Consider the following 11,693-nt stretch of genomic DNA (forward strand, 5'->3'; position numbering starts at 1 on the left):
TGGGGGCCTGAGGCCGTTAACTGAAGGAACCGGGAACCCTGTGGGAGCGAGCCTGCTCGCGAAGACGGACTGACATTCAAAACAAATGTCGACTGATACACCGCTTTCGCGAGCAGGCTCGCTCCCACAATGGACCGTGTGAATTTCAGGCCTGGCGCCAGGCCCCACCCTTTGTATTTACCGTGACCCGAGTCCTGACGATGAACACAGAATTTCGCAAACAGCTGCCCGGCAGCCATCTGGATTACTTCGACGTCCGTGCGGCTGTCGAAGCCATTCAACCTGGCGCCTACGACACCCTGCCGTACACCTCCCGCGTGCTGGCGGAAAACCTTGTGCGTCGCTGCGACCCGGCCACGCTCACCGAATCCCTGAAGCAATTTATCGAACGCAAGCGCGACCTCGATTTCCCGTGGTTCCCGGCCCGCGTGGTGTGCCACGACATCCTCGGCCAGACCGCACTGGTCGACCTCGCCGGCCTGCGTGACGCCATCGCCCTGCAAGGCGGCGATCCTGCGCAAGTGAACCCGGTGGTGCCGACACAATTGATCGTCGACCACTCCCTCGCCGTCGAGCGCGGTGGTTTTGATCCGGAGGCGTTCGAGAAGAACCGCGCCATCGAAGACCGCCGCAACGAAGACCGTTTCCACTTCATCAACTGGACCAAGAAGGCGTTCAAGAACGTCGACGTGATCCCGCCAGGCAACGGCATCATGCACCAGATCAACCTGGAGAAAATGTCTCCGGTGATCCAGGTACGTGACGGCGTGGCGTTCCCCGACACCTGCGTCGGCACCGACAGCCACACCCCGCACGTTGATGCGCTGGGCGTGATCGCCATCGGCGTCGGTGGTCTCGAAGCCGAGAGCGTCATGCTCGGTCGTGCTTCCTGGATGCGCCTGCCAGAAAGCGTCGGCGTCGAACTGACTGGCAAGCTGCAGCCGGGCATCACCGCCACCGACATGGTGCTGGCGTTGACCGAATTCCTGCGCAAGCAAAAAGTCGTGGGCGCATGGCTGGAGTTCTTCGGTGAAGGCGCCGCCGCGCTGACCCTCGGCGACCGCGCAACCATCTCCAACATGGCTCCGGAATACGGCGCTACTGCCGCGATGTTCTACATCGACCAGCAGACCATCGACTACCTCAAGCTCACCGGCCGTGAAGACGATCAGGTGCAGTTGGTCGAGCACTACGCCAAGACCACCGGCCTGTGGGCCGACAGCCTGAAGGGCGCGCAATACGAGCGCGGCTTGACCTTCGACCTGTCCACTGTGGTGCGCAACATGGCTGGCCCGAGCAACCCGCACGCCCGTGTAGCGGTTTCCGATCTGGCTGCCAAAGGCATCTCCGGCCAGTGGGATGACGTGCCTGGCCAAATGCCGGACGGCGCCGTGATCATCGCCGCCATCACCAGCTGCACCAACACCAGCAACCCGCGCAACGTGATCGCTGCCGGCCTGCTGGCGCGCAACGCCAACAAGCTCGGCCTGACCCGCAAGCCATGGGTCAAATCGTCCCTGGCACCGGGTTCGAAAACCGTCGCGCTGTACCTGGATGAAGCCGGCCTGACCGACGAACTGGAGCAGCTCGGTTTCGGCGTCGTCGCCTTCGCCTGCACCACTTGCAACGGCATGTCCGGTGCACTGGACCCGGTGATCCAGCAAGAGATCATCGATCGTGACCTGTACGCCACTGCCGTGCTGTCCGGTAACCGCAACTTCGACGGCCGGATTCACCCGTACGCCAAGCAAGCGTTCCTCGCTTCGCCGCCACTGGTAGTCGCTTACGCCATCGCCGGGACCATCCGTTTCGACATCGAAAAGGATGTGCTGGCCGTGGTCGATGGCAAGGAAATCCGCCTGAAGGACATCTGGCCGAGCGACGAAGAAATCGACGCCGTGGTCAAGGCTTCGGTGAAGCCGGAGCAGTTCCGCCAGGTCTACATCCCGATGTTCGCCATCCACGAAGACACCGGCCCGAAAGTGGCGCCGCTGTACGACTGGCGCGAGATGAGCACCTACATCCGCCGTCCGCCGTACTGGGAAGGCGCGCTGGCCGGCGCACGTCCGCTCAAGGGCATGCGCCCGTTGGCGGTGCTGCCGGACAACATCACCACCGATCACCTGTCGCCATCGAACGCGATCATGCTCGACAGCGCCGCCGGTGAATACCTGGCGAAAATGGGCCTGCCGGAAGAGGACTTCAACTCTTACGCGACTCACCGTGGTGACCACCTGACCGCGCAGCGCGCGACCTTCGCCAACCCGAAACTGTTCAACGAAATGGTTCTGGAAAACGGCAAGGTCAAGCAGGGTTCGCTGGCGCGTGTCGAGCCGGAAGGCCAGGTCATGCGCATGTGGGAAGCCATCGAAACCTACATGGAACGCAAACAGCCGCTGATCATCATTGCCGGCGCCGACTACGGTCAGGGTTCGTCCCGCGACTGGGCCGCGAAGGGCGTGCGTCTGGCGGGTGTGGAAGCGATTGCCGCCGAAGGTTTCGAGCGCATTCACCGCACCAACCTGGTGGGCATGGGCGTGTTGCCGCTGGAGTTCAAGGCCGGCACCAACCGTCACACCCTGGCCATCGACGGCAGCGAAACCTACGACGTGATCGGCGAGCGCACACCACGCGCCGAGCTGACGCTGGTGATCCATCGCAAGAACGGCGAACGCCTCGATGTGCCGGTGATGTGCCGCCTCGACACCGCCGAAGAAGTGTCGATCTACGAAGCCGGCGGCGTGTTGCAACGCTTTGCCCAGGACTTCCTCGAAGAGTCGGCAGTCGCCGTCTAACACACGCTGTACAGACACGGGACTTCAAGTCCCGTGTCTGTTTTCAAGGTAAGGAGTAACGAGCACATGGCTCACGCAGCTCAGATCAAAATCCCTGCCACCTACATGCGTGGCGGCACCAGCAAAGGCGTGTTTTTCAGCCTCAAAGACTTGCCTGAAACGGCACAAATTCCTGGCCCGGCCCGCGACGCTTTGTTGCTGCGCGTGATCGGCAGCCCCGACCCGTACGACAAGCAAATCGACGGCATGGGCGGTGCAACCTCCAGCACCAGCAAAACCGTAATCCTGTCGAAAAGCCTCAAGGCCGATCACGATGTCGATTACCTGTTCGGTCAGGTGTCCATCGACAAGCCTTTCGTGGACTGGAGCGGCAACTGCGGCAACCTGTCGGCGGCGGTCGGTTCCTTCGCGATCAGCAACGGTCTGGTCGACGCCAGCCGCATCCCGCACAACGGCGTGGCGGTGGTTCGTGTGTGGCAGGCCAACATCGGCAAGACCATCATCGCCCATGTGCCGATCACCAACGGTGAAGTACAGGAAACCGGTGATTTCGAACTCGATGGCGTGACCTTCCCGGCTGCCGAAGTGCAGGTCGAATTCATGGACCCGGCGGCGGAAGAGGAGGGCGGCGGTGGTTCGATGTTCCCTACCGGCAACCTGGTGGATGACCTCGAAGTACCCGGCGTCGGCACCTTCAAGGCGACCATGATCAATGCCGGCATCCCGACGATTTTCGTCAATGCCGAAGACATCGGTTACACCGGCACCGAGTTGCAGGGCGCGATCAACAGCGACCCGAAAGCGTTGCTGATGTTCGAAACCATCCGTGCTTACGGCGCATTGCGCATGGGCCTGATTTCGAATATCGACGAAGCGGCCAAGCGTCAACACACCCCAAAGGTAGCCTTCGTCGCCAAACCGGCGGACTACGTGTCGTCCAGCGGCAAGGCCATTGCGGCGGGCGATGTCGACTTGCTGGTGCGTGCGTTGTCGATGGGCAAATTGCACCACGCGATGATGGGTACGGCGGCGGTGGCTATCGGCACGGCAGCGGCGATTACCGGTACGCTGGTGAACCTCGCGGCGGGCGGTATCGAACGCAATGCAGTACGTTTCGGTCATCCGTCCGGCACGCTGCGCGTGGGTGCGGAAGCCAGCCTGGTCGACGGTGAATGGACCGTGAACAAAGCCATCATGAGCCGCAGTGCGCGGGTGTTGATGGAAGGTTACGTTCGCGTGCCGGGTGATTCGTTCTAACTGATCCACGCAAAACCCTGTGGGAGCGAGCGTGCTCGCGAAGACGGACTGACATTCAACATTGATGTCGACTGATCCACCGCTTTCGCGAGCAGGCTCGCTCCCACAGTTGATCTCCATTTCCAGAATAAGAAAGCAGTAAACCGTCGAGATAAAAACCTGAACCGAGGTCCCATCAACGAACCACTTCAAGAGTGAATCGAACATGAGTGCCAACGTCGACCAGAACATTCGCCCCGAGTACGACCGTGTCCTGCAGGACATTGCCGACTACGTCCTCACCTTCAAAATCCAATCCGCCGAAGCCCTCGACACCGCCCGCAACTGCCTGATCGACACGTTGGGCTGCGGTCTGTTGGCGCTGCGCTTTCCCGAATGCACCAAACACCTGGGCCCCATCGTCGAAGGCACCGTCGTGCCGTTCGGTGCCCGCGTGCCCGGGACCAGCTATCGCCTCGATCCGGTCAAAGCTGCGTGGGACATCGGCTGCATCGTGCGCTGGCTCGATTACAACGACACCTGGCTCGCCGCCGAGTGGGGGCATCCGTCGGATAACCTTGGCGCCATTCTCGCGGTGGCCGATCACCTCTCGCAAAAACACCTGGCCAATGGCGCGGCACCGCTGACCGTACGCGCGGTGCTCGAAGCGATGATCATGGCCCACGAAATTCAAGGCGTGATCGCCCTGGAAAATTCCTTCAATCGCGTCGGCCTCGATCACGTCATCCTGGTGAAAGTGGCCTCGACCGCCGTCACCGCCAAACTCATGGGCGCCAGCCGCGAACAAATGTTGTCGGCGTTGTCCCACGCGTTCGCCGACGGCCAGGCGCTGCGCACGTATCGGCATGCGCCAAATGCCGGTTCGCGCAAATCCTGGGCGGCCGGCGATGCGACCAGTCGCGGCGTGCGATTGGCCGATATCGCCATGCGTGGCGAGATGGGCATTCCCGGTGTGCTGACGGCCAAACAGTGGGGCTTTTACGATGTGTTGTTCAGCCACACCAACAACGATCTGGCGCTCAAGCCCGAAGGCAAACGGGCCTTCAGTTTCTCGCGTCCGTACGGCAGTTACGTGATGGAAAACGTGCTGTTCAAAATCAGTTTTCCGGCAGAGTTTCATGCGCAAACCGCCTGCGAAGCAGCCGTGACATTGCACCCGCACGTTCGTAATCGGCTGCATGAAATCGACCGCATCGTTATCACCACCCACGAGTCGGCGATCCGCATCATTTCCAAAGTCGGTCCACTGGCCAATGCGGCGGACCGCGATCACTGCCTCCAGTACATGACTGGCGTGCCGCTGGCATTTGGCAATCTGGTAGCCGAGCACTACGAAGACGACTTCCACGCAGCACATCCGATCATCGATGTGCTGCGCGAGAAAATGGTCATCGTCGAAGACCCGCGCTTCACTCGCGAATACCTCGAAGCCGACAAACGCTCCATCGCCAATGCGGTGCAAGTGTTCTTCAAGGACGGCTCCAGCACCGAGAACGTGGTGGTCGAATACCCGATCGGCCATCGCCGTCGTCGCGCCGACGGTATCCCGCTGCTGGAAGAGAAATTCAAGGCCAACCTGGCCACGCGCTTTACCGCCCAGCGCAGTGCGCAGATTGTTGCGTTGTGCACGGATCAGGCGGCCCTGGAAGCCACGCCGGTCAATCGCTTCGTGGATTTGTTCGTGCTTTGAGCCACTTTTCCAATGGCAATTTGGTGATCGCAAATCCGGTCAGCAAAATCGCCGAATACATCATCAGTTCCTGGGACAAGGGTTGCCCCTCGTACCAGGCGCCGATGATCACGGCGAACACCGGAAAGATGATGAAAACGAAGGACAAAATGATCGGGCTCAGGCGTTTGAGCAACAGGAAATAAACGATGAATCCGCCCACCGACGCGACCAGTCCCAGATAGAGCAAGGCACTCCACGACCGCGCGCTGATGGCGGTGAACACGGGCGTTTCAATCTGCAAACCGGCGAGAAACAACATCAGCCCGGCGATGCCGATGGGCAGGGTGTTGTAGGTAATCACGCTGATCGCGGTGCCGTGTTTTTTGGTCACCACGTAACACAACGCATGCATCACCGCCGCGCAGAGAATCGCCAATACCCCGAACAATTCCGCATGGTCCAGGTGCAGGCCTTGGCTGCGGATAATCATGAACAGACTGCCAAAGCCGATGGCGATGCCGAGCACTTGCGACGGGTAGATTTTCTCGCGCAGAAACAGCGCGGAAAACAACAGGATGAACACCGGCATACAGCTGAACAGCAGTGCTGTCAGCCCGGACGAAACGTGCATCTCGCCGTAGTTGAGCAAGTAATACGGCAGGCTGAAATACGACAGCGTGACGAACACGAAAAACCATCGGCTTTCCTTGGGAAACAACAGCGGTTCACGCCGGATCAGGGCGAAGCCGAGGAACAACGGAAACGCGATCAGAAAGCGCAAACCGGCAGCCGTCAGCGGCGGCACGGTTTCGATGGCAATCTTGATGCCCAGCCATGTCGTGCCCCAGCTCAGGCACACGATCAGGAACAGTACGCTGGTGACCAGCGCGGTCAGCCAGGGTTTTCGAACGCTTGAAGTGGCACTGATGGCGATGGACATGACTCGGCTCCCTTATCGTCGGAATTGACCTGCAACCGCAAAAGGTCTATCCCTGATTGCACCTGTTTCAAGCACGCTATTCGGGGATGCAATGACTGTCAAAGCAAGTATTGCCATGGTGTCAATCCTGCGCGATGGCCTCGCCAACGGGCTGGGCGTGAAGTACAAGCGCCTGGCGGATGCCGTGGAAAAAGCCATCGCCGAAGGGGTGATCGAGCCCGGCAGCAAGTTGCCGCCTCATCGATTGTTGGCGGACAGCCTGGGCGTGACCATCGGCACCATCAGTCGTGCGTATGGCGAGCTTGAACGCGTGGGCCTGGTCGTCGCTCGTGTAGGAGATGGCACCTATGTGCGTCAGCGCGGAATGGAACGTGCGCGTGACGGTGGGTTTCGCAATGTCAGCGAAGCGCCGCAGGTGTTTTTTGACATGAGCCGCAACCAGCCGATTCCAGGGCAGGAGGCGCTGCTTCTGAGTAAGAGCCTGCAAACGCTGGCCCTTGATCCACAGGCGTTGCGGCACCTCAGTGGCTACACCGCCGACGCCGGTTTGCCGCGCCATCGAGCAGCCGGCGCGCACTGGTTGCGGCACCAGGCATTTGAGCCGAATGCCGAGCAGATCGTCTGCGTCAACGGCGGTCAACACGGTCTGTTGTGTGCCTTGATGGCGTTGCTGAAGGCGGGCGATACCGTGGTCACGGAGCACCTGACCTATCCGGGTTTGATCAGCGTTGCGCGCATGCTCGGCATCAAGTTGATCGGTGTCGCGATGGATGATGAAGGGCTGATGCCGGATGCACTGGAGGATGTTTGCCGCAGCCATCGCGTGTCGGCGTTGTATTGCACGCCGACGATCCAGAATCCTACGGCGGCGGTGATGTCCGTCCCACGGCGCGAAGCGATTGCGGAGGTTTGTCGACAGCACAATCTGCTGATTTTTGAGGACGAAGCCCACGCGGTTTTGGCACAGCAGCGACCGCTGCCCCTGAGCCATTTTGCTCCGGAGCGCTCGGTGTTGATTGGCAGCTTGAGCAAGGCCGTTTCGGCCGGTTTGCGCGTCGGTTATCTGCACGCGCCGCTACCGTTGATCGGACGCTTGAGCGCGGCGGTGCGGGGGACATGCTGGATGGCCAGCCCGCTCACGTTGGAAGTGGCGACTCAGTGGATCGAAAACGGTGTTGCCGAGCAGTTGTCGGGGCAACAGATTGTCGAGATCAGTCGACGTAAATCATTGGTCGCGGGGTTGCTGGATGGGTTGGTGTACAAGACTCATTCCCACAGCCCGCACTTCTGGATCGAGGTGCCCGAGCCGTGGCGGGCGTCGCAGATTGCGGCGGAGCTCAAGGAGAAAAATTACCTGGTGGCGACGGCGGAGGCGTTTGCGGTGGGGCATGGGGCGGTGCCGCAGTTCATTCGGGCGAGTGTGTGCAATTCGGCGGGGGATGATCGGTTGTTGCTGCGCGGGTTTGAAGCGCTGGCCGGGGCTCTAGCCGAGACCGTGTGATCGTTCTTCGCGAGCAGGCTCGCTCCCACAGGGGATTTTCGTCGTACACAAACTTTGTGTTCACTGAAGATTCACTGTGGGAGCGAGCCTGCTCGCGAAGGCGGCCGGACAGACGCCGCAGAATTACTTGAACCGCCGTTCCACACCTTTCTCAACAAGAATCTTCGCCGAAATCTCTTCCACCGAGAAATGCGTGGAGTTGATGTGCGGGATGTTCTCGCGACGGAACAGATTCTCCACCTCGCGCACTTCAAACTCGCACTGGGCATAGCTCGAATAACGGCTGTTGGGCTTGCGCTCGTTGCGGATCGCGGTGAGGCGGTCCGGGTCGATGGTCAGGCCAAACAGCTTGTGCTGGTGGGCGCGCAGGGCGCTGGGCAGGGTCAGGCGTTCCATGTCGTCTTCGGTCAGCGGGTAGTTGGCCGCGCGGATGCCGAATTGCATGGCCATGTACAGGCAGGTCGGGGTTTTGCCGCAACGCGACACGCCGACCAGGATCAGATCGGCCTTGTCGTAGTAGTGGGTGCGGGCCCCGTCGTCGTTGTCGAGGGCGAAGTTCACCGCCTCGATGCGTTCCATGTAATTGGTGTTGGCGCCAATGGAGTGGGACTTGCCGACGGTGTAGGAAGAATGCTCGGTCAATTCCTGCTCAAGCGGTGCCAGGAAGGTCGAGAAAATATCGATCATGAAACCATTGGAGGTAGCGAGGATCTCACGAATGTCCTGATTGACGATCGTGTCGAAAATAATCGGCCGGAAGCCGTCATTTTCGGCGGCTTTGTTGATTTGTTGTACCATGGCCCGCGCTTTATCCACGTTGTCGATATACGGTCGCGTGAATTTGCTGAAGGTAATGTTTTCGAACTGCGCCAGGAGGCTTTGACCCAGAGTTTCGGCAGTGATGCCCGTGCCGTCGGAAATAAAGAAAGCAGATCGTTTCATTTGCACCTTGGGCCTTAAGCTAAAGACGAATCTTGGATATGATAGGCGCGATTTGTTGGCCGCCAGTGGCCCGCATTCTCACTTATTTTCCAGGTCCAGGCCATACAGCTGGCAAACGCTCCCCCGAGCAGCCGGCTCCTGAGCTTTTCCAACACAGTTAGTGGAGAGATCACCTTGGTAGAGTACGTAGTTTCCCTCGATAAGCTCGGCAAACACGATGTTGAGCATGTGGGGGGCAAGAACGCATCCCTGGGCGAGATGATCAGTAACCTGGCAGGTGCCGGTGTTTCGGTGCCCGGTGGATTCGCCACGACAGCTCAGGCTTATCGTGATTTTCTGGAACTGAGCGGCTTGAACGATCAGATCCACGCCGCCCTCGATGCCCTGGATGTCGACGATGTCAACGCCCTGGCCCGCACTGGCGCCCAGATCCGTCAATGGATCATGGAAGCCGAGTTCCCCGAGAAGCTCAACGCCGAAATCCGCACCGCGTTCGCCACGCTGTCAGCCGGCAACACTGACATGGCCGTGGCCGTGCGTTCTTCCGCTACCGCCGAAGACTTGCCGGACGCTTCCTTCGCCGGTCAGCAGGAAACCTTCCTGAACATCCGTGGTGTCGAAAACGTCATTCGCGCCGCCAAAGAGGTGTTCGCTTCGCTGTTCAACGACCGTGCGATTTCCTACCGCGTGCACCAGGGCTTCGACCACAAGCTGGTGGCCCTGTCGGCTGGCGTTCAACGCATGGTCCGCTCCGAAACCGGCACCGCCGGCGTGATGTTCACCCTTGATACCGAATCGGGTTTCCGTGACGTGGTGTTCATCACCGGCGCCTACGGCCTGGGTGAAACCGTCGTACAAGGCGCGGTGAACCCGGATGAGTTCTACGTCCACAAAGGCACGCTGGCCGCCGGTCGCCCAGCCATCCTGCGTCGCAACCTGGGCAGCAAAGCCATCAAGATGATCTACGGCGAAGTCGCCACGGCCGGTAAATCGGTCAAGACCATCGACGTTGACAAGGCTGATCGCGCACGTTTCTGCCTGAGCGATGCCGAAGTCAGCGAACTGGCCAAGCAAGCGATGATCATCGAGAAGCACTACCAGTGCCCGATGGACATCGAATGGGCCAAAGACGGTGACGACGGCAAGCTCTACATCGTTCAGGCCCGTCCTGAAACCGTGAAGAGCCGCACCCAGGCCAACGTCATGGAACGTTACCTGTTGAAAGAAACCGGCACCGTGCTGGTTGAAGGTCGCGCCATCGGCCAGCGCATCGGCGCCGGCAAGGTCCGCATCATCAAGGACGTGTCCGAGATGGACAAAGTCCAGCCGGGCGACGTGCTGGTTTCCGACATGACCGACCCGGACTGGGAACCGGTCATGAAGCGCGCCAGCGCCATCGTCACCAACCGTGGCGGTCGTACCTGTCACGCGGCGATCATCGCTCGCGAGCTGGGCATCCCGGCCGTGGTCGGTTGCGGCAACGCCACCCAGCTGTTGAAAGACGGCCAGGGCGTGACCGTTTCCTGCGCTGAAGGCGACACCGGTTACATCTTTGAAGGTGAACTGGGCTTCGACATCAAGAAAAACTCCGTCGACGCCATGCCGGACCTGCCGTTCAAGATCATGATGAACGTTGGCAACCCGGACCGCGCCTTCGACTTCGCGCAACTGCCGAACGCTGGTGTGGGTCTGGCCCGTCTGGAATTCATCATCAACCGCATGATCGGGGTTCACCCCAAAGCGCTGTTGAACTACGACGGTCTGCCGCAGGACATCAAGGACAGCGTCGACAAGCGCATCGCCGGTTACAACGATCCGGTCGATTTCTACGTCGACAAACTGGTCGAAGGCATCAGCACCCTGGCTGCAGCGTTCACCCCGAAAAAGGTCATCGTGCGTCTGTCGGACTTCAAGTCCAACGAATACGCGAACCTGATCGGCGGCAAGCTCTACGAGCCGGAAGAAGAAAACCCGATGCTGGGCTTCCGTGGCGCCTCGCGTTACATCAGCGAATCGTTCCGTGACTGCTTCGAACTCGAGTGCCGTGCCCTCAAGCGCGTGCGCAACGAGATGGGCCTGACCAACGTCGAAATCATGGTGCCGTTCGTCCGTACCTTGGGCGAAGCCAGCCAGGTGATCGATCTGCTGGCCGAAAACGGTCTGGCTCGCGGCGAAAACGGTCTGCGCATCATCATGATGTGCGAACTGCCATCCAACGCGATCCTCGCTGAAGAGTTCCTCGAATTCTTCGACGGCTTCTCGATCGGCTCCAACGACCTGACTCAGCTGACGCTGGGCCTGGACCGTGACTCCGGGATCATTGCGCACCTGTTCGACGAGCGTAATCCGGCGGTCAAGAAGCTGCTGGCGAACGCCATTGCCGCGTGCAACAAGGCTGGCAAGTACATCGGCATTTGCGGTCAGGGTCCTTCGGACCACCCTGATCTGGCCAAGTGGCTGATGGAGCAGGGCATTGAAAGCGTTTCGTTGAACCCGGACTCCGTACTGGAAACCTGGTTCTTCCTGGCTGAAGGTCAGGCGCAGGCGTGATGTGAATGAAGCCCCGGTCAAGTGGCCGGGGCTTTA

Annotated in this window: 7 protein-coding genes; 5 read left to right on the forward strand and 2 right to left on the reverse strand. The window is 60.2% G+C overall.

Annotated elements, in window-relative coordinates; genetic code table 11:
* The first annotated feature begins 200 nt into the window (after positions 1 to 200).
* From acnD to prpD, 3 genes are all read left to right on the forward strand, one after another.
* Positions 201 to 2,795, forward strand: coding sequence for a Fe/S-dependent 2-methylisocitrate dehydratase AcnD (gene acnD / locus AC07N8_RS03475; RefSeq protein ID WP_493142186.1), 2,595 nt, complete (start codon positions 201 to 203; stop codon positions 2,793 to 2,795).
* 66 nt (positions 2,796 to 2,861) lie between these two features.
* On the forward strand, positions 2,862 to 4,052 hold the full coding sequence (gene prpF, locus AC07N8_RS03480) for a 2-methylaconitate cis-trans isomerase PrpF (RefSeq protein ID WP_493142184.1): 1,191 nt from the start codon (positions 2,862 to 2,864) through the stop codon (positions 4,050 to 4,052).
* Positions 4,053 to 4,257: 205 nt separating this feature from the next.
* Positions 4,258 to 5,742 (forward strand): 2-methylcitrate dehydratase, encoded by a 1,485-nt coding sequence (gene prpD, locus AC07N8_RS03485; RefSeq protein WP_493142182.1) that lies wholly within the window; start codon positions 4,258 to 4,260, stop codon positions 5,740 to 5,742.
* Here the strand turns inward: prpD and AC07N8_RS03490 are convergent.
* Positions 5,711 to 6,619: a DMT family transporter gene (locus AC07N8_RS03490; protein WP_493142271.1), complete on the reverse strand. Its 909-nt coding sequence runs from the start codon at positions 6,617 to 6,619 to the stop codon at positions 5,711 to 5,713. The two genes, prpD and AC07N8_RS03490, sit on opposite strands and share 32 nt — an antisense overlap.
* A 136-nt stretch (positions 6,620 to 6,755) precedes the next feature.
* Between AC07N8_RS03490 and AC07N8_RS03495 the strand changes: the two genes are divergently transcribed.
* Positions 6,756 to 8,165 (forward strand): aminotransferase-like domain-containing protein, encoded by a 1,410-nt coding sequence (locus AC07N8_RS03495; protein ID WP_493142181.1) that lies wholly within the window; start codon positions 6,756 to 6,758, stop codon positions 8,163 to 8,165.
* A 123-nt stretch (positions 8,166 to 8,288) separates the two neighbouring features.
* Here the strand turns inward: AC07N8_RS03495 and ppsR are convergent, their stop codons facing one another.
* A complete protein-coding gene (gene ppsR, locus AC07N8_RS03500) occupies positions 8,289 to 9,107 on the reverse strand; it encodes a posphoenolpyruvate synthetase regulatory kinase/phosphorylase PpsR (protein WP_483840281.1) in 819 nt (272 codons plus the stop codon).
* A 174-nt stretch (positions 9,108 to 9,281) separates the two neighbouring features.
* On the opposite strand from ppsR, the gene ppsA reads away from it, so the two are divergent.
* The gene (ppsA, locus tag AC07N8_RS03505; RefSeq protein WP_493142179.1) at positions 9,282 to 11,657 is read left to right on the forward strand and encodes a phosphoenolpyruvate synthase; all 2,376 of its coding nucleotides are present in this window, start codon (positions 9,282 to 9,284) and stop codon (positions 11,655 to 11,657) included.
* The last annotated feature ends 36 nt before the right edge of the window (positions 11,658 to 11,693 follow it).

The organism is Pseudomonas sp. GW821-FHT10C09 (assembly GCF_059415465.1).

Bases quoted from the DNA above. Each gene is read 5' to 3' on its own strand.
- acnD (WP_493142186.1), top strand. From the start codon at position 201: ATGAACACAGAATTTCGCAAACAGCTGCCCGGCAGCCATCTGGATTAC.
- ppsR (WP_483840281.1), bottom strand. From the start codon at position 9,107: ATGAAACGATCTGCTTTCTTTATTTCCGACGGCACGGGCATCACTGCC.
- AC07N8_RS03495 (WP_493142181.1), top strand. From the start codon at position 6,756: ATGACTGTCAAAGCAAGTATTGCCATGGTGTCAATCCTGCGCGATGGC.
- prpD (WP_493142182.1), top strand. From the start codon at position 4,258: ATGAGTGCCAACGTCGACCAGAACATTCGCCCCGAGTACGACCGTGTC.
- prpF (WP_493142184.1), top strand. From the start codon at position 2,862: ATGGCTCACGCAGCTCAGATCAAAATCCCTGCCACCTACATGCGTGGC.